The sequence below is a fragment of the Marinococcus luteus genome (assembly GCF_900106595.1).
In the GTDB taxonomy this organism is placed as follows: domain Bacteria; phylum Bacillota; class Bacilli; order Bacillales; family Marinococcaceae; genus Marinococcus; species Marinococcus luteus.
The window spans coordinates 206,185-223,509 of sequence record NZ_FNNC01000005.1 but is presented as its reverse complement, the minus strand read 5'-3'; the positions used below and the strand labels follow the sequence as shown (position 1 = coordinate 223,509).

Genomic DNA, 17,325 nt, shown 5'->3' with positions numbered 1-17,325 from the left:
CCCTCTGTTCACAAGCAGTAACTCCTGCTTATTGGCAAAAGATCAAAATTTTCTTACATTTTAATTAGTTCTTTTATACATATCAGGGGGGATTATATGAACAATTCAAATTTACGATGGGGGATTGCTGCCGGCGCTTCTGCCGCTGCTTTCATGCTTCCCGCAGCCAATGCCGGTGCGGCGGAAGGGGAAACAGAAGTCACAGTCATTCATGCCAATGACATCCATTCATCCATTGAGGATATGGGAAAGCTTGCCGGCTACATTGATGAGAAAAAAGCGGAGTCTGATCACGTGGTGTTCGTCAGCCCCGGGGATATTTTCAGCGGAGACCCGGTAGTCGATTTACAGGACGGAGCTCCCATGGTCGACTTAATGAACGATGTCGGACTTGAAACGATGACGATCGGCAACCATGAATTTGATTACGGTCAGGAAGTCTTCGCCCAAAATGAAGCAGACAGTGATTTCACCTGGCTCAGTGCCAATACATCAATCGAAGACAGCTCCATCCCTATCGAAGAACCCGCCGCCTATGATGAAATTAACGTTAACGGCATCGATATCGCTCTTCTTGGACTGACCCAGGCACCACCTGCCACAGCGCCTGACGGTATCGAGGGCCTCAGCTTTGACAATGATTATGCAGGGGTGGCGGAATCATACGAAAGCCTTGGAGAAGACTCAGACCTTTTTATCGGCCTCACTCACATAGGCTACAGCGAAGATGAGCAGCTGGCAGAGGACGTGGAATTTTTTGACGCCATTATTGGCGGCCATACGCATACCGTCCTTGAAGAGCCAGCCGTCGTGAATGGCACACCTGTTGCCCAGGCAGGCTCAAACCTCGACTTTATCGGAGAAATGACCTTTACCCTTGATGATGAAACCGGAGAAGTAACAAACACTGAAGGGCAATTACACGACATCGAGAGCATAGAAGCGATGAATGAAGACGTTCAGGTGAAAGCGGATGATTATATAGCAGAAGCGGATGAGCTGCTGGGAGAAGTCATCGGGGAAACAAATACCGGCCTCTCAAGAGACAGCCGCTATGAGGAAGACGCCCCGCTTGGTAACTTCTGGACCGATTCCATGCGCTACACAACAGATACAGACGTTGCTGTTTATAACAATGGCGGCCTGCGGGCGGGCATCGACCCCGGAGATATTACTGCAAGAGATATTTATTCCATTGAACCATTTGGAAATAATATCGTTGAAATGAATATGACGGGGGAAGCTCTCGAAAATGTAATCGAGCAGTCCTATAATCGCAGTGAGCAGGTGGACCTGCAGACGTCCGGACTGAACTACACCATTTATACGACCGAAGACGGTGCATTTAACGGAGCCGAGCTCACTATTGACGGAGAGCCGATCGAAAGCACGGAAACATACTCGGTCGCGCTGCCAAACTTCCTCGCGGACGGCGGGGACGGCTATAATTTCGAAGGGGAAATTATCCAGCCTGATGCCGGACTTGTGACCAACAGCATGATCACCTATGCTGAATTCTTAATGGATACGGAAGGTGCCGTGGATTATGAAACGCAGGGACGGATCAACCTTGAAGTCGGGGAACCGGCCGTTGAAGAACCGGAAGCTCCCGTTGAGAATGTCACAAAAGAATGTATTATCGATGAAGTGCATGAACTGGTGCCAAACGGCAATCCAAACAAAAATGACTCCGGCTTTAACCGCGGACAGCTGATTTCTGTACTTCAAAAGTATAAAAACGGCAAAGATGTAGAAGTTCCTGCCGAAGCAGAGCCGGCAAAGGAATGCATCGATCAGGCTCAAGCAGAGTAATAAGGCCACACGCTTCAGGACCGGGAATCGCCCGGTCCTGATTTTTTCTGGTTTACTTTTTCTTTTGATCATGCCTTTTCATAACAGGAAATGCTATTACATCCTGATGAGGGGGCATTATTATGAGTTATGTATCTTTAGTTCCGTTCCGAAAAGAGAGCGACGTCTCTGCCGCATCCTACGTGCCGGCTGGAGTGGAAATGATCGAAGCACCATCGCAGTGGGAGGAAACGTTTCAGGGAGCGGGCAATGTTATCGCAGTTATTGATACCGGCTGCCAGACAGATCACCCTGATCTGCAGCATCAAATTATCGGCGGGCGCAATTTCACCAGCGACTACCGGGGGAATCCAGCGTTTATTGAAGATAATAACGGTCACGGCACTCATGTGGCCGGCACTATCGCCGCTGCCGACAACGGCTTCGGTATAGCCGGAGTTGCACCTAAAGCCAGGCTGCTGATTTTAAAAGCACTGAACGGATCAGGAAGCGGGAGCATGCAGGGAATTATCGACTCCGTCCGCTACGCGGTCTCCTGGCGCGGAAGCAACGGGGAACGGGTGCGTGTGATCAGTATGTCTCTCGGCGGTCCACAGGACGTTCCTGAGCTGCACGAGGCCATTAAAGAAGCAGTTGCGGCCGATATTGCTGTTGTCTGCGCCGCTGGAAATGAAGGAGACGGGGACATTGATACTGCAGAGCTTGCCTATCCGGGCGCCTATAATGAAGTTATTCAAGTCGGGGCGGTGAACTTTTCCAACGAATTGACCCCGTTTACAAATACCAACGATGAAATTGATCTCACAGCTCCAGGGGCTTCGATATTATCTACGTATGTGGGGAGTTCCTACGCCCGGCTGAGCGGCACTTCCATGGCAGCTCCTCACGTTTCCGGCGCCCTTGCCCTTGTAACCAACTGGGCGGAAGCAGGCTTTGGCCGGCGCATTTCCGAGCCGGAGATGTATGCCCAGCTGCTCCGCCGCACTGTTCCTCTCGGCTATCCATTGAGCGCAGAAGGCAGCGGCCTGCTGTTGCTCGGTACTGTCGAACGTCTCGCCCAGACACTCCAAAGCGAAACCGCTGGCTTTTAATCCATCGGCCATACAAAAAAGGCCATGCCGCACATCCGGCATGGCCTTACATATACCATACAGTTATTTCGCCGCCGGTACAGGGTCTGTAACAAAAACTACAACACTTGTGTCATTGTAAAAATCCCAGTCCACGAAAATATCATGTACTTTCGCTCCAAACAGACTATCAAAGCGTATTTCATTTAAAAGCTGTTTTTCCAGGCGGCGCTTCGCCGTTTTCAGATTTGCTCCGTGACCCAGGTTGATTAACTCCTTTTCAATCAGAATTAAAATACCTGTCCGGGCCGCTATTAATGTTCGTTCATTAATCTGGTACATTGCAATATCGTCAGGGATTTTTTCTGTTTTGGCGCTGACATCGTTCACTTTTCTTTTAATATTTTCTTCGTATTCCGGTCGTTTTTGGTCGTTTTTGATTTTTAATTCCTGCGAATTCATGGCAGTAATCATGCCCGACCGGTTTTCGATATTCCAGTCAAAGTAAAACTCCCAGCCCTCTATATCTGCAATCCTTGACAGGTAATGCTTCAATTCCGGAAGAATCTGCTCCATCATCGTCTCCCGAAGCTCTTCCACGGCTTCCTGATTTCTCTGCCCCATGATTACCTGCTCCATCGGGGACAGAAATTTGCGGATATGCATTACGATGCAATGAGGGTCAATGCTGACGTAGACCGATTCAGGGCCCTTCCCAAAGTGATCCCGTAATAGCTTTCCGAGATAGCTTCCCAACTGCTTCTGCTGCTCCTGGAGATCTTCACTTGAGTAATTTTCCGCCATGCCCGCTCCTCCTCTTAATATATACCGTTTGTATTCAAAGATCCCGAAAAAAAGATCTATGTATTCATTGAAAAATAAAGGCCTACCTCCCCGGGAAGGCCGGCCATTGTGCCCACAAATACCACCTTGATAAATGATATTCTATTATTACATTCCCACCCCGGCGCTTCGTTCAATCGTTTAATTTCAATCATCTGCGTTTAACCCGCATTTTTATTAAAAGAGCCCATGTAAAAAGCCGGACACTTTTTTCAAGTACCGGCCCTTTTTCGGTATTCACTTCATACTCCGTACATCAAAACGGCTCCTGCGTTCATTGGCGAGCAGCCTGTGGACAATTTCCTGCCGGCTTTGTGCACGCATGGTACGCTGGGTTTTTATGAAAAAAATCACGGCGGAAAAAACAGCTCCAATCAACAGTCCAATCAAAAATCCAAGCATGAAACCCCTCCCAAATAGTGGTAAAATATTAAAATTACCATAACAAGGACATAGAGAGTCTTAGAAGCTGCTTCCTGTTATGTACGAAGTGTTATAATTCCGGCTCGTAGAATTCTACGCGGAGTCCTTCAAGCGTAAGTTCTTCCGGCTTCCATTCTCCTTCTTCAAGCAGCCCTTCCCGGGTAAAAACAAGGGAATCCTTGTCCTGAAAATCTTCAAGCTCCCAGTAGAGCACCCGTTGTTCTTCCTGATAGATCTCAAGGTACGCAGCATTTGAATGTTCCTTTGCGTGCCCTTTAAATAAACCAAAAGGAAATGTTTTTTTGGACCGGTCTTCCATTTTTCTGAACGTGAACTTGTGTGTTTCATCAACGGTCCCGTGTATTTCATCTTCCTGAATATTAATTTCTATTGTCCTCAACGTATCTCTCCTTCTCTGTATTTATTTCGACTGATGGTGATGTATGAATAAAAAGTCCTGTACATTTTAACGCTATACATAATTGTAGATAAATAACATATTTACCATACTTCTTTACTACCCTCATTTTTTCCCCTGTAATCTTTCTTTCAGGAATTACCGTAACCTTTTCTTCCTTTGTACGTAGGTTTGATATACTGTATCCAGTTCCTAAGAAGGAGGCAATCAGATGGCGCAGGCAGTATCCCTAAAAGAACGTATACATACTATCGACATGCTCCGCGGTTTTGCCCTGCTCGGTATTATACTGGCAAACATGGCTGCCTTTAAAGCTTTAGGCTTCAGCCAATACGCAGACACGGTAAATACCAGCCTGACGGAAACCACAGCAGCCGATCAAACCATTAATACGCTGCTGGACTTTTTTGTGATTGGAAAATTTTATCCCCTGTTTTCCTTTTTATTCGGACTCGGATTTTATATGTTCTACAAGCGTCTTGTAGAAAAAAACCTTTCCGCTGACCGTATTTTTCAGCGCCGGCTTCTTTTTTTGCTGCTTGTCGGCATGATTCATCTCGTGTTTTTATGGTCCGGCGATATTCTTCATTTATATGCGGTGACCGGCTTCTTTCTGCTCATGTTCACCCAGAGAAGCAATAAAGCAGTTTTAGCATGGGCGCTCGGGCTTATCCTTGCTTCGGGATTCTTTATGACGCTTCTCTTAACTGCAGCCTCTGCGGGTACTGCCTCAATGAACCCCGGGGCTTCCGCCGAGCAGTCTGTTGCGTCCGGCATTTCTGTCATGGCAAACGGATCCTACGGCGATATTTTATCCTATCGGCTGAATAATGAAGTCGTATTCGTGCTGCTCCAGCTTCCATTCTCTGTGCCCTTTATCCTTGGGTTATTTCTCCTCGGCTTCTATTTTGGACGCCGGAGCATGTTTACAGATGCCGGGTCTCATATGAAGTCATGGAAGCGGCTCTGGATACACAGCCTGTGGTTCGGCCTAGCCCTAAATACTGTTGTGACAGCATTTAAACAGGAATGGACCCCTCTCCCTGCCGGCATCAGCACCGGGATCGGAGATGGCCTGAATTATATGGCCGGACCGGTGATGATGCTGTTTTACGTGTCATCCTTTGTGCTGGCCGCAAGAAACACTGGCCTGCGCCGGGTTCTGCTTCCTTTCGCCTCCGTGGGCAGGCTCGCTTTGACGAACTACCTGCTGCAGACTGTAATTGCTGTCCTCTTGTTTCATGGCTACGGCCTGGGGCTGTTCGGAGAGGTTTCTGTTACTGGCGGGTTTACTGCAGCGTTAATCATTTATATTTTCCAGCTCGCCGGCAGCCATTGGTATGTGAAAAAATTTTCCCAGGGGCCAATGGAATACCTGTGGCGCAAATGGACCTACGCCCGTGCAGCGTGAACCTAAAAGGCAGCCGCTCAAGCGCAGCTGCCTTCATTGCTCCGGTTCTTTAGTAATGTTTTTATTCCACCAGTCTGCTGCCTGCTTGCGAAACACGAGCAGCGTGCAGCCAAACAAACACAAAATAGCGGGAATCCAGTTTGGCACACTGGCTAAAATAAATAAAAATACGCCAATGCCGTTAATAAGCGTGGCCAGATTCATCATTGTTTTCGGTTTCAATGCGTCTCCCCCGTTTGGCTATGTTAATTTTTCCGTTGGATAAAACTCAATTTCCCGGCTTTCCCCAGGTTCCAGGTGTTCTTCACAAAAATGCTCCACAATGTCTTTTAAGGAATCGGAATCAGATGCAGCGTAGCGTTCCTTTAAATAGCTGTTCACTTTTTTCTTTTGCTTCCGGTGCGCTTTTGGTACCATCAAAAAACCAATCATTTCACCATCAGACGTACGATCCAGTCTATCTGCCAGTTCTTCATAGGTCATTTCAGCCCTCTGCCTCCTTACACGGTACGTTCTTTTATCATTTCCATTATTTTCTATATCATTTATGATGAACATGTCTGTTCATCTGCCCACAGCATATCATACAAAGGAGGGCCCGACATGCATGATTCTACCGCAGTAGAAGTAAATCAGCTGACAAAACAATTTAAGGGGGCCACTGCTGTACACCCGTTGAATTTCGAGGTCCATGCTCATGAAATATTCGGCTTTCTCGGACCAAACGGTGCCGGTAAAACAACGACAATGCGAATGCTCGCCGGCCTGCTTGAACCGAGCAGCGGGGATGGATACATTCATGGCAAATCGATTAAAAATCACCCACTCGAAGCAAAACAGCAGCTTGCCTATCTGCCCGATAAACCAGATATCTATCCAAAGCTCACAGGATGGGAATTTCTTCAGTTTATTGCTTCTGTATTTAAACTTGATAAAAACATATGGATAGAGCATGCAAAGAGGCTTCTGCACCGGTTTGATTTAACAGAAAGCGCCGGCAGGTTAATGGAGACGTATTCACATGGCATGAAACAGAAAATTGCTTTAACCGGTGCCCTGATTCATCAGCCGTCTGTTATTTTTCTGGATGAACCTACGGTCGGGCTCGATCCGAAGAGCTCACGAGACCTCCGGGCCATTCTGCGCGAAACAGCGGCGGACGGTACTGCTGTTTTTTTCTCCACTCATATGCTCGACGTTGCTGACCAGCTTTGTGACCGAGTCGGAATCATTCATCGGGGAAGGCTTCTGCAGACTGGCACCCCTGAGGCGCTTAAACAGGAACACGCCAGTCATGCCGGAGGCTCTCTGGAGGATGTCTTTCTCCGCATGACAGAGCAGCACGAAACCGAAGGCCCTGAAGGGGAGGTTCCGTGATAAAAACGCTCTGGTATTATCAGAAAAAAACCCTGCACCATCAGTATGAGGCTCTGCCGGCGGGGCGCAAAGTATTATACATCACTCTTACAGCTTTGGCCCTGTTTATTATGATTCCCTTTGGTCTCGGCATAGCTGCGGCTGGGGACGTCTTCTCTACGGAAAGCTTGCGTGCAGTCATCGTTTACCTACTGCTGAGCACCCTTGCTGTTATCACTTTTGTGACCATGCCGCGCACCTTTCAATTGTTGTTTGGCTCAAAAGATATTGAGTTCTTATTCACCCTTCCCATTCGTTCGAGGCACCTGTTTGCCATGCAGTTTTTCACCGGATGGGCCGGCTTCCCTCTGCTTTCCTTTTTATTATTAACCGGGCTGAGCATTATTATCGGGGCCGTTTCCGGAGCTCATCTTTTGTTTTATCCGGCCGCTGCTCTCCTTTTTTTCGGGTTGTCTGTTTTTGGAGCAGGCCTCGCGTTTTTATTGAATCTGTTTCTTGTTTATATTCTGCCGGCCCAGCGTGCCCAACAGCTGACTACTGTAATCAGTTTCATATCTGCCGCCCTGTTTATTCTGGCCGCACAGATGCCAAACATCATTATGCAAAACGATAACACGTCTCTTACCATTGAAGCAGCTCCCGCATGGCTTCCCACGCAGCCGGTGGCAGCCGCTCTTTTCGCTTCTTTTCGGGGGGAAGGCGCAGGAGTCATTTATGCAGCTGCCTGCCTCGGAGCATTGGCGGTCATAAGTCTCGCCTCTCTGTGGTTCGTGGAAAAACACTATTTTTCCTCCTGGCAGCGGGCCACCGAGCCCGTTGGAAACAAAATCAAATCGACCCGGCCCGGCGCAGCCCGTTCTGTACCCTATGCCATTGCCCTTAAAGAATGGCGGACCGTGCAGAGAAATCCTAAAGAATGGACCACCTGCTTCACGTTTGCCCTTATTCTTATTTTAATGTTCATTAATTTTTTTGGCAGCGACTCGGCGCTTGCTTCCCCGTGGTCAAATCCAGCCTCCGCCTGGAGCAGTGTGCACGTAATGCTGGGCCCCGCCATTCTGCTCGGTCTGCAGCAGTTTGCCGCGGCCGCATTTGGACGGGAGGGCGACTCCCGCTGGATGCTGCGGGCTCTTCCTGTGACGCCCCGGCAGATTGTCTTTGGAAAATTTCTGGCTCACTGGGTTATGACAGGAACAGCACTTGCAGCACTTGAACTGATCGCCTTTCTACTCTTTGGGTGGAACATCGTCCTGGTTTTCGCCGGGCTTGCGCTGACGCTTTCCCTCACGGCTGTTGCCGCGGCTTCCGGTGTCTGGGCTGGAGCTTCCGGGGGAACATACAATGAAAAAAATCCGCAAAAGCGGGTGCGGTTCGATACAGGAGTGGTATCCTTCTTTCTCAACGTTCTGTACCTTCTGCTTTTTTTCGTCCCCACCTGGATGATTTTAAGTGCCGGCCTGTCCCTTCAATCAAAATGGAGCGGCCCCGAGCCGGCTTTTCTCCCCTTATGGGACACAGCCCCGTGGCCATGGATCAGCCTGCTGGGCACCGGGGGAGTTCTGTCCGCTGCAGGGCTTACCCTCCTGATCGTATATCTCCATCTGCGCCATGGAACAAAAGAGCTCACAGAGCGGGGCGTTGATTATTTAGATCCATAAACCTGCCCGTCTTCCGGCAGGTTTTTTTGTGTCAAAATCTCTAAGCTCATTACTTGATTCTCTCCATGGCAAATGCTACGATACCCCTTGTGACTAAACGTTCACCAGAAGTAACCACAAAGTCAAAAGGGGGTCGAAAACTGCATGGCAGATCGTAAGGATGAGCTTTTGGAAGCAGCACTGCATCTGTTTGTGAAGCAGGGCTTTCACTCCACATCCATCCAGCACATCACAGCAGCCTGCGGTATATCCAAAGGCGGCTTTTATAAGCATTTTGATTCCAAAGAAACGATGCTTTTAGAGCTGCTCCGCAAAGTGCATGAAAACATGCTTCACGAGGCCGAAAACTATCAGGGAACACAGCATGAGTCCGAGTTCAAGCGTCTCGAAGGCAAAATACGCATCGAACTGGAGAAATTCACGGAGTACCGCCCGTTGTTTCAGATGCTTTTCACAGAGTTTCCTCCTCATAAGGAAAACAAAATTTCCAACTACTTAAACCGTATGCGCCGCTTTTTTCAGGATTGGCATGAACAATCGCTATTGGAAGCCTTCGGCCCCCGGGTGCACCCTTATGTGAGCGATCTGGCTGTGATTCTCGAAGGAATCATGCACTCCTATTTAACCCTTATGACCTGGCATGTTTCCACCCTCCCGTTGAACCAGCTGTCTGCATTCATCGTAGAGAGGCTTCATTCCATCGTTAAAGATGACAATGACCTGCAGGCCCAGCTTCCGAGAGGATGGGCAGGAGGAGATGAGCCCGTACAGGGCATGGAAAGCATCCGCTGCGAAGCCGAAGCACTGCTTTTATTTGTGAAAGCTCGGCATACGCAGGGCGAACTGCCTGAAAAAACGCTTCAAACAACGGAAATGCTTTACGAAGAGTTCAAGGCAGAAATCCCGAGAGAATTTTTGATCGACGCTTTACTGCATCAGCTGCAGCACCACGCGGAGCTCCATACACACACGCAGAAGCTGAGTGCAAAATGGAGCGCATGGAAAGGAGAGAAACACATACTATGAGTTCTTCATCTTGGGACATCCCCACCCGGCAGAAGGCAGCTATGATTACTGCCCTGCTGCTTGGCGCCTTTATGGGAATTATTAACGAAACACTGCTCGCCACCGCCCTGCCTTCAATTCAGGAGGCCCTCGGGGTCACGCAGGGAACCGTTCAGTGGCTGACGACGGCCTTTTTAATGACAAACGGCATTATGATTCCAATCTCCGCATTTTTAATTGAGCGCTTTACTACCAGAGGACTATTTTTGACTGCTATCGGCTTATTCGGCATCGGCACGTCTATCGCCGCTATCGCCCCGTCATTTCCAGTTCTTTTGTTTGGACGTGTGGTCCAGGCTTCCGGGTCCGGCATCATGCTTCCGCTTTTAATGACGGTGCTTCTGGCCATTATTCCAGTGGAACGCCGCGGCACAGCGATGGGCATGATCGGGATCGTTATTTCATTCGGTCCGGCTATCGGCCCGACTCTCTCCGGCTTTCTACTCGAGCTGTTTCCGTGGAGAGCCCTGTTTATTACCGTGCTTCCAATCGTAGCGCTGACGATTATTACCGGGGCTGTCTTCTTGAAAAACGTTACCGAACTGGGCAGCCCCAAGATTGATGTATTATCCATTATTCTTTCTTCCTTTGGGTTTGGCTCCTTTTTATACGGCTTCGGAACAGCTTCCGAAAGCGGCTGGGGCAGCCCGGTCGTTCTTACCGCCGTGATTGTTGGCGCCCTGATTATCGGTTTATTCGTCTGGCGTCAGTTTACGTTAAAGTCGCCGATGCTCGAATTCCGGGTGTTTAAGTTTAAGATATTCAGCCTCGCCATCGGTATCACTATGGCCGTTTTGATTTCATTAATAGGAGCAGAAACACTTCTGCCACTGTTCATGCAGAATGTATTAGGCTTTACACCGCTCGAATCCGGCTTAATGCTTCTGCCGGGAGCAATTGTGATTGGGATTATGTCGCCGATTACAGGCCGTTTGTTTGATGCCTTCGGCGCGAAATGGCTCGCAATTACCGGACTTTCCATTGTTACCATCACTACCTTTATGTTTACGAACCTTTCGCTTGAAACGTCGTTTACGTATTTAACCATTGTATATGCGGTCCGTATGTTCGGGCTCGCCTGCGCACTAATGCCGGTCATGACGTCAGCGTTAAACCAGCTGCCGATGAAATGGTACGCCCACGGCTCGGCTATGGCGAATACGCTGCAGCAGATTTCCGCTTCTATAGGGACCGCCCTATTGGTTACATTTGTCGCCTTAGGTGCCCAGCAGTATCAGCCTGCCGCTTCGACTTCCGCAGAAGCGGCTCCCCAGCTCGCGCAGGTAGCAGGGTTTGAGTGGGCCTTTATGGGAAGCACTGCACTTGCCTTTGTAGCCCTGGTCCTCTCTCTCTTCCTAAGCTCTCCAAAAAGAGAGAAGGAAATGACCCGCCAGGCAAACGAAGAACAGCAGAATAACGCTCCCGCTAAATAGCAAAATACCCCGGCAGACCTAAAAAAACGGCCTGCCGGGGCATTTTTTTATTCGCTTCCTTTTGCCAGCAGCTTATACACCGCCGCAAAGTCTTCATCGCCCATACCGTACTGCTTTGCCAACGCATACGCTTCACGGACTGAGCCGGTAACCGGCAGGGAAATTCCCGCCTGGTACGCTGATTCCTCAAGCAAATGTAAATCCTTGTAGGCATGCTTCAATGGGAACTGGGTTTCGTAGCTTCCGCTCAGAAGCATATCCCGCTTTCCAGCCACGGCAGGAGCCGTCGTCGGCACCTGAAGCAGCACATCAAGCGCCTGCTCCTTATCAAGGCCCAGTCCTTCTGCTGCGTGCAGGCCTTCCGATAAGCTGGTCATGGCATGCATCAGCGTTAAGTTGACGGACATTTTCATCGCCGATCCGCTTCCAGTGCCTCCCATGTAATGGACATTTTTGCCCATAATTTCGAGAAGCGGCTGTACTTTTTGTACATCCTCCTCACGGCCGCCGGCAAGAAACACAAGCTCTCCCTTTTCAGCGGGCCCTTTAGATCCGGATACCGGCGCATCCACGAGGCGCATTTCCTTCATTTTTGCAGTTTTGGCCATCTGCCGGGTAAAGCTGGGGTTGACGGTGCTCATGTCCACCCAGATTTTCCGGCTCGTTTCGCCGGCAAGCAGGCCATCCACGCTGTTAGCTATTTCCTCTACTGCTTCAGGGTTCGACAGCATCGTGAATACGACATCCACCTTGGAAACCAACTCTCTCGGCGTTTCCCGCCACCCCGCTCCTGCGTCGATAAGGTGCTGTGCTTTCTGCTTGGTCCGGTTATAAATCGTAACCTTTTCTCCGGCATCCATTAAATTTTTCACCATGTTTGAACCCATAATCCCTGTTCCAATAAACCCAACTCTCACACTCATTCATCCTTTCTGCGCACACTTCTATTTGGTTGTTCCCTATCCGCAACCTGGCAAACGTCCGCCAGATCGTATTGTTTTCGCTTCTCCGCTTATGTTTAAATAAGTATAATTATAAATTTTGCTACAGCAGGAGATGATTCTATGTTAACACTTCAGGATGCCTGGGAAGCAAGACAGCGCTTACGTCCGGTGCTTCCGGAAACACCGCTCCTTTTTTCCCAGCCTCTTACAAATATTGCCGGCCAGCCCGTGTACTTAAAGCTCGAGCAAATGCACGTGACCGGCTCCTTCAAGCTCCGGGGTGCGACGAACATGATTCGTTCCCTGACTCCGGAGCAGCGGGCCCAGGGTGTAGTCACATTTTCCACCGGCAATCACGGCTTTGCAGTAGCAACAGCAGCAGCCAGTCTCGGCATCCGCTCCGTTGTGTGTGTCTCAGAAAACGTACCGGCAAATAAAGTCGAGGCGCTCAAAGCAAGCGGCGCTGAGCTGCATGTGGAGGGCAGCGGCCAGGACGAAGCCGGAGAAGTCAGCGCCCGCCTCGTCGAAGAGGAAGGGCTGACTCTTATCCCTCCCTTTGACCACCCTTCTGTCATCGCCGGGCAGGCAACAATGGGACTCGAAATCATCGAGCATCTGCCCTCCGTGAAGCACGTGCTCACCGGCCTGTCCGGTGGCGGCCTGCTGTCCGGCCTCGGTCTTGCCCTGAAGGAACAAATTCCTGACCTTGAGCTTAGCGGTTTGTCCCTCCGGGAAGGAGCTGCTATGGATGAGAGCCTGAATATCGGCAAGCCGACCCTCGTACCGGAGGCCCCAACACTTGCTGACAGCCTGCTCGGGGGTATCGGCCTCGAAAATCGATATACCTTTTCCATGGTTCAGCGCTATGCGGATCAGCGCCTCCGGCTGCATGAAGACACAATTGCCCGGGGCATGGCATTTTTATACGATAAGCATAAAATGGTCGTGGAGGGTGCAGCCGCTGTCGGCGCCGGCGCCCTTTTAGACGGACTCGTGTCCGTTAACGGCCCAACTGTCCTCATCGTTTCCGGCAGCAGTGTGGACGTGCACACACACCGCGAGGCAGTCGCGCCGTATATTTAATCAGGCGCCGGCTGCAGCTATATTTTCTTTTCTTCCCGCTGACGCGACCGGTACGGAGATAAAGAAAGCAGATCCATGGCGTCCTGCTTTTTTATTTTTTCCCATTCCTTCCGGCGCTGGGCGAACCATTTACGGTAATTTTTGTTTCCCATCTGCTTTTTCAAAAAAGAAAGGCTTTGAAGCGGGCCCTCTTCGGTACTCAGTGTTGTCAGCTGCAGCTGAAATGCCTCTTCCTTCTGCAGCCACGCGTCCATCTGCCTTGGAGACATTAATACGTACGGCACCCTTCCTTCATACAGACGGCGATAAAGCAGCAGCCGGTAGTCCGCCCGGATGAGACGGTCGGCTTCCTCCTTCTGCTCCCGGAATTTTTCCGGAAAACGACGCGCGATTGCTTTCGCTTCCCTTTCTTCCACAGCAGCCCGCTGTTCAATATAACGGGGCGTATCAGCAACATAAAACGCACGACTGCGGTAGCTTTTAAAAAACGGCAGCTCCCGTTCCCAGGCGATGTATCCGTGTTTATCCTTTTCTAAATCATCGTTGCGGTATAGACGGCGGCATTCGATTTCATTCCATTTACGATTCCATTCATGATAGATCATATTTCGCTATACCTCCGCAAAGGATGGATTTTCCTACATTCTAATTGTTTCTTCTTCAAACAACAATGATGATGCTTTCGAAAAAACGGGAATATAGTTAACCTGTTCCCGTTTCTTCAAGATCCGGGCCTTCCCTTCCTCATCCTACTATAAAGGAGCCGATCGTATGGATAATAATTTCAGCAGCAAAGAAGCCGGCTTATTCACTCATGCCTTTAACCAGAACCCTTATCCCGCTTTTCACTCTCTCCAGCAGCACGATCCGTTGCACCAGGCCTTAATGCCCGACGGCCATTACGCCTGGATCGTCACCCGGTACGAAGACGCTGTCGCTGTGCTGAAAGACACTCGCTTCATTAAGGATTTCACTGTCTTTTTAAATGAAGAAGAACGCGCCGAAGCACAGAAAAATATTTTTTCCCAAAATATGCTTTTTGCGGATCCCCCGGACCACAAAAGGCTGCGCGGACTCGTTCAGCAGGCGTTTACACCAAAAATGATCGAAGAGCTCCGGGGCAGGATTACAGAAATTGCAAATGAGCTGATAAATGATATGCAGGGCCGCTCCCAAATCGATATTATCGATGATTTCGCTTTTCCACTGCCTATCATTGTTATTTGCGAAATGCTCGGTGTGCCAAGCGAGGACAGAGATAAATTCCGTACCTGGTCCAACACCCTCGTCGAAGCCTCCAATGACCCCGGAAAAGCCGAAAAAATTCAGCAGCACACAGAGGAATTCACCGCCTACCTCAGGGATTGGATAGCCATCAGGCGGGAGCAGCCGAAGGATGACATGGTGAGTAAGCTCATCCAGGCAGAAGAGGCAGGCGACCGTCTATCCGAGCAGGAGCTTTACGGCGTCGTTTCACTGCTAATTATCGCCGGCCACGAAACGACGGTAAACCTCGTTGCAAACGGCCTGTTTGCCTTAATGACTCACCCGGAGCAGATGCGCAAGTTACAGCAGCAGCCGGAGCTCATACGCCCGGCTATTGAAGAAATGCTCCGTTTCGAGGGCCCGGTTGAATTCAGCACCGACCGCTGGGCCGCTGAAACATTGGAGCTCCAGGGGAAAACGATCAACAAGGGGGACCATGTACTCGTCGCGCTTGATGCAGCCAACCGCGATCCGGAAGCATTTGAAGACCCGGATGTTTTCGACATCACCCGCGGCCAGAGCAAACACCTTGCTTTTGGCAAGGGCATCCATTTCTGCCTTGGGGCCCCGCTTGCCAGAGTTGAAGCTGAAGTCGCCGTGAATACGCTGCTTGAACGCTTCCCCGGGCTCCAGCTGGACACGGCTTCCACTGACCTGGAATGGCGTCCCGGCATACTCATGCGCGGCCTCACGGAGCTTCCCGTTCGTCTCACGTAAATAAAAGGCCGGAAAACCTCATGAGGCTTTCCGGCCTTTTTGATGGCCTCAGCTTCTATTTCGTCCAGCCAAGAAGCATCTCCCGGATACATTTTCCAGCCGCAATCGCGGTCTGATCGCCGCTGTCGTACGGCGGTGAAATTTCTACAATATCGGCTCCGACCACATTAACCTCCGAGGCGGCAATCGCGTGAATGGCTTCCAGCAGCTCCTTTGACGTTATGCCGCCGGCTTCCGCCGTGCCTGTGCCCGGAGCGTACGCCGGATCCAAAACATCGATATCAATCGATACATACACCGAGCGGCCCTGCAGCTCTTTCAAATCCCGCTGCAGCGGTTCCGCTACTTCAAACGGGGAGAAATGCATGCCCGACGTGCGGGCGTAGTCGAACTCTTCTTTTTCCCCGGAGCGCACTCCATAGGAATATACATTTTCCGGTCCTATTTTTTCACAGATTTTCCGTACCGGGGTGGCGTGGGATAATGGCTCTCCTTCATAGTCTTCGCGCAGGTCCGTATGCGCATCGATATGAATAAAGGCGACAGAAGGGTCATATGCGCAGGCCGCCTGCATAATCGGCCAGGTCACGAGATGCTCTCCCCCTATCCCCAGGGGGAATTTGCCATCCGCAAACAAACGCGCCGCCGTCTCTTGAATAATCTCTACGCTTTTGGCCGGATTACCGAACGGAAGCATCATGTCCCCGGCATCGTGATACGAATAATCCTCCAAATGTCTGTCCAGATAGGGGCTGTATTCTTCAAGGCCGATAGAGGTCTCCCGGATCCGGTTCGGACCAAAACGAGAGCCCGGGCGGAAGCTGACCGTCCAGTCCATCGGCATGCCGTACAGCACGACGCTGCTTTCCTCGTAGGAAGCAGAACTTCCGATAAATACCTTTCCTGTATAAGCCGGATCAAAGGCGTCCATCGTCACTCCCCCTTCCGTTCAAGGCCCCGCTGCACAAAAGCCGGAAGCGCAAACGCAGCCTCGTGTATATCCGCCGTATAGTAATGAGTATCCAGCGCTTCTGCCCGGCTGCGGTGCGCCTCTTTCGGCTTGTACTGCTTCGAGCCGATGGTAAACGTCCAAAGACCGCTCGGATACGTAGGAATGTTTGCAGTATATACATCGGTATGAGTAAATATTTCTTTTACGTCGTTGTATACTGTCCGAAGCAGGTCCGCGTGAAACCACGGATTGTCCGTCTGGGCGACAAAGATGCCGTCCTCCTTCAACGCCCGGTGGATGCCTTCGTAAAAGCCTTTTTCAAACAGCTTGACTGCCGGCCCGACCGGTTCCGTGGAGTCCACCATGATCACGTCATACGCTGCTTCACTTTCCGCGATATGCATAAACCCGTCGGCAACCTGCACGTCCACCCGCGGATCATCAAGCGCTCCAGCAATGGAAGGCAGGTATTTTTTTGAATACTTCACCACCTGGCCATCGATTTCCACAAGCGTGGCTGCCTCCACAGAGGGGTGCTTCAGCACTTCCCGGATAACACCGCCATCGCCTCCGCCGACAACCAGCACATGCTTCGGTTCGGGGTGTGCTGCAAGCGGAACGTGGGCCATCATTTCATGATAGACGAACTCGTCTTTTTCTGTCGTCATAACCATGCCATCAAGCAGCAGCATATTCCCGAACTCCGCCGTTTCCACCACGTCGAGCTGCTGGAAATCAGTCTGCTCGGAATGCAGCGTTTTCGTAACACGTGCAGTAATGCCGAAATGCTCCGTTTGTTTTTCTGTAAACCACGTTTCCATAGCCTTTCCTCCTCTTTTCACAGACGAAACGT

The 17,325-nt window shown here is 50.4% G+C and carries 18 protein-coding genes; 9 read left to right on the top strand and 9 right to left on the bottom strand.

The window, feature by feature from the left end; genetic code table 11:
- Positions 1–96 precede the first annotated feature (96 nt).
- The gene (locus BLV22_RS11720) at positions 97–1,812 is read left to right on the top strand and encodes a bifunctional metallophosphatase/5'-nucleotidase (RefSeq protein WP_091615497.1); all 1,716 of its coding nucleotides are present in this window, start codon (positions 97–99) and stop codon (positions 1,810–1,812) included.
- A gap of 122 nt (positions 1,813–1,934) precedes the next feature.
- Positions 1,935–2,903 (top strand): S8 family peptidase, encoded by a 969-nt coding sequence (locus tag BLV22_RS11715; RefSeq protein ID WP_091615493.1) that lies wholly within the window; start codon positions 1,935–1,937, stop codon positions 2,901–2,903.
- Between the two features lie 63 nt (positions 2,904–2,966).
- Here BLV22_RS11715 and BLV22_RS11710 read toward each other — a convergent pair whose 3' ends face one another.
- The 3 genes from BLV22_RS11710 to BLV22_RS11705 all read right to left on the bottom strand — a co-directional run bounded on the left by BLV22_RS11710 (position 2,967) and on the right by BLV22_RS11705 (position 4,548).
- Entirely contained in the window at positions 2,967–3,686 is a 720-nt protein-coding gene (locus BLV22_RS11710; RefSeq protein WP_091615491.1) for a Na-translocating system protein MpsC family protein, read from the bottom strand.
- A 276-nt stretch (positions 3,687–3,962) separates the two neighbouring features.
- A complete protein-coding gene (locus BLV22_RS15090; RefSeq protein WP_176967755.1) occupies positions 3,963–4,127 on the bottom strand; it encodes a hypothetical protein in 165 nt (54 codons plus the stop codon).
- A gap of 91 nt (positions 4,128–4,218) precedes the next feature.
- Positions 4,219–4,548: a hypothetical protein gene (locus tag BLV22_RS11705; RefSeq protein WP_091615488.1), complete on the bottom strand. Its 330-nt coding sequence runs from the start codon at positions 4,546–4,548 to the stop codon at positions 4,219–4,221.
- A gap of 229 nt (positions 4,549–4,777) precedes the next feature.
- Between BLV22_RS11705 and BLV22_RS11700 the strand changes: the two genes are divergently transcribed.
- The gene (locus BLV22_RS11700) at positions 4,778–5,977 is read left to right on the top strand and encodes a DUF418 domain-containing protein (RefSeq protein WP_091615485.1); all 1,200 of its coding nucleotides are present in this window, start codon (positions 4,778–4,780) and stop codon (positions 5,975–5,977) included.
- A 33-nt stretch (positions 5,978–6,010) separates the two neighbouring features.
- On the opposite strand, the gene BLV22_RS11695 is transcribed toward BLV22_RS11700, so the two are convergent.
- The gene (locus tag BLV22_RS11695; protein ID WP_091615483.1) at positions 6,011–6,199 is read right to left on the bottom strand and encodes a hypothetical protein; all 189 of its coding nucleotides are present in this window, start codon (positions 6,197–6,199) and stop codon (positions 6,011–6,013) included.
- Positions 6,200–6,217: 18 nt separating this feature from the next.
- Positions 6,218–6,460, bottom strand: a complete 243-nt coding sequence (locus tag BLV22_RS11690; protein ID WP_091615480.1) for a hypothetical protein — start codon at positions 6,458–6,460, stop codon at positions 6,218–6,220.
- Positions 6,461–6,580: 120 nt separating this feature from the next.
- Here BLV22_RS11690 and BLV22_RS11685 point away from each other — a divergent pair, with 120 nt between their 5' ends.
- From BLV22_RS11685 to BLV22_RS11670, 4 genes are all read left to right on the top strand, one after another.
- Positions 6,581–7,354 carry an ABC transporter ATP-binding protein gene (locus BLV22_RS11685; protein ID WP_091615477.1) on the top strand — a complete coding sequence of 258 codons (774 nt, stop codon included), beginning with the start codon at positions 6,581–6,583 and terminating at the stop codon, positions 7,352–7,354.
- Entirely contained in the window at positions 7,351–9,012 is a 1,662-nt protein-coding gene (locus BLV22_RS11680; RefSeq protein WP_091615474.1) for a putative ABC transporter permease subunit, read from the top strand. Before BLV22_RS11685 ends, BLV22_RS11680 begins: the two co-directional genes overlap by 4 nt.
- 144 nt (positions 9,013–9,156) lie before the next feature.
- The gene (locus BLV22_RS11675; protein ID WP_091615471.1) at positions 9,157–10,038 is read left to right on the top strand and encodes a TetR/AcrR family transcriptional regulator; all 882 of its coding nucleotides are present in this window, start codon (positions 9,157–9,159) and stop codon (positions 10,036–10,038) included.
- Positions 10,035–11,510 (top strand): MDR family MFS transporter, encoded by a 1,476-nt coding sequence (locus tag BLV22_RS11670; protein WP_091615467.1) that lies wholly within the window; start codon positions 10,035–10,037, stop codon positions 11,508–11,510. The genes BLV22_RS11675 and BLV22_RS11670 overlap by 4 nt, the downstream gene beginning before the upstream one ends.
- Before the next feature lie 47 nt (positions 11,511–11,557).
- On the opposite strand, the gene BLV22_RS11665 is transcribed toward BLV22_RS11670, so the two are convergent.
- Entirely contained in the window at positions 11,558–12,433 is an 876-nt protein-coding gene (locus BLV22_RS11665; protein ID WP_091615464.1) for an NAD(P)-dependent oxidoreductase, read from the bottom strand.
- A 141-nt stretch (positions 12,434–12,574) separates the two neighbouring features.
- On the opposite strand from BLV22_RS11665, the gene eutB reads away from it, so the two are divergent.
- Complete coding sequence (eutB, locus tag BLV22_RS11660) at positions 12,575–13,537, top strand: hydroxyectoine utilization dehydratase EutB (protein ID WP_091615462.1); 963 nt, start codon at positions 12,575–12,577, stop codon at positions 13,535–13,537.
- A gap of 17 nt (positions 13,538–13,554) precedes the next feature.
- Here the strand turns inward: eutB and BLV22_RS11655 are convergent, their stop codons facing one another.
- Positions 13,555–14,142, bottom strand: coding sequence for a hypothetical protein (locus BLV22_RS11655; protein ID WP_091615459.1), 588 nt, complete (start codon positions 14,140–14,142; stop codon positions 13,555–13,557).
- 166 nt (positions 14,143–14,308) lie between these two features.
- On the opposite strand from BLV22_RS11655, the gene BLV22_RS11650 reads away from it, so the two are divergent.
- Positions 14,309–15,520, top strand: coding sequence for a cytochrome P450 family protein (locus tag BLV22_RS11650; protein ID WP_091615457.1), 1,212 nt, complete (start codon positions 14,309–14,311; stop codon positions 15,518–15,520).
- A 55-nt stretch (positions 15,521–15,575) separates the two neighbouring features.
- On the opposite strand, the gene speB is transcribed toward BLV22_RS11650, so the two are convergent.
- Together speB and speE are read right to left on the bottom strand one after the other, a co-directional pair.
- The gene (speB, locus tag BLV22_RS11645; protein ID WP_091615455.1) at positions 15,576–16,451 is read right to left on the bottom strand and encodes an agmatinase; all 876 of its coding nucleotides are present in this window, start codon (positions 16,449–16,451) and stop codon (positions 15,576–15,578) included.
- Positions 16,452–16,453: 2 nt separating this feature from the next.
- On the bottom strand, positions 16,454–17,293 hold the full coding sequence (gene speE, locus BLV22_RS11640; RefSeq protein ID WP_091615452.1) for a polyamine aminopropyltransferase: 840 nt from the start codon (positions 17,291–17,293) through the stop codon (positions 16,454–16,456).
- Positions 17,294–17,325 lie beyond the last annotated feature (32 nt).

What these genes read in the sequence shown, in the direction of transcription:
- BLV22_RS11720 (WP_091615497.1), top strand. Translation starts at nt 97, where the DNA reads ATGAACAATTCAAATTTACGATGGGGGATTGCTGCCGGCGCTTCTGCC.
- BLV22_RS11715 (WP_091615493.1), top strand. Translation starts at nt 1,935, where the DNA reads ATGAGTTATGTATCTTTAGTTCCGTTCCGAAAAGAGAGCGACGTCTCT.
- BLV22_RS11710 (WP_091615491.1), bottom strand. Translation starts at nt 3,686, where the DNA reads ATGGCGGAAAATTACTCAAGTGAAGATCTCCAGGAGCAGCAGAAGCAG.
- BLV22_RS15090 (WP_176967755.1), bottom strand. Translation starts at nt 4,127, where the DNA reads ATGCTTGGATTTTTGATTGGACTGTTGATTGGAGCTGTTTTTTCCGCC.
- BLV22_RS11700 (WP_091615485.1), top strand. Translation starts at nt 4,778, where the DNA reads ATGGCGCAGGCAGTATCCCTAAAAGAACGTATACATACTATCGACATG.
- BLV22_RS11690 (WP_091615480.1), bottom strand. Translation starts at nt 6,460, where the DNA reads ATGACCTATGAAGAACTGGCAGATAGACTGGATCGTACGTCTGATGGT.
- BLV22_RS11685 (WP_091615477.1), top strand. Translation starts at nt 6,581, where the DNA reads ATGCATGATTCTACCGCAGTAGAAGTAAATCAGCTGACAAAACAATTT.
- BLV22_RS11675 (WP_091615471.1), top strand. Translation starts at nt 9,157, where the DNA reads ATGGCAGATCGTAAGGATGAGCTTTTGGAAGCAGCACTGCATCTGTTT.
- BLV22_RS11670 (WP_091615467.1), top strand. Translation starts at nt 10,035, where the DNA reads ATGAGTTCTTCATCTTGGGACATCCCCACCCGGCAGAAGGCAGCTATG.
- BLV22_RS11665 (WP_091615464.1), bottom strand. Translation starts at nt 12,433, where the DNA reads ATGAGTGTGAGAGTTGGGTTTATTGGAACAGGGATTATGGGTTCAAAC.
- eutB (WP_091615462.1), top strand. Translation starts at nt 12,575, where the DNA reads ATGTTAACACTTCAGGATGCCTGGGAAGCAAGACAGCGCTTACGTCCG.
- BLV22_RS11655 (WP_091615459.1), bottom strand. Translation starts at nt 14,142, where the DNA reads ATGATCTATCATGAATGGAATCGTAAATGGAATGAAATCGAATGCCGC.
- BLV22_RS11650 (WP_091615457.1), top strand. Translation starts at nt 14,309, where the DNA reads ATGGATAATAATTTCAGCAGCAAAGAAGCCGGCTTATTCACTCATGCC.
- speB (WP_091615455.1), bottom strand. Translation starts at nt 16,451, where the DNA reads ATGGACGCCTTTGATCCGGCTTATACAGGAAAGGTATTTATCGGAAGT.
- speE (WP_091615452.1), bottom strand. Translation starts at nt 17,293, where the DNA reads ATGGAAACGTGGTTTACAGAAAAACAAACGGAGCATTTCGGCATTACT.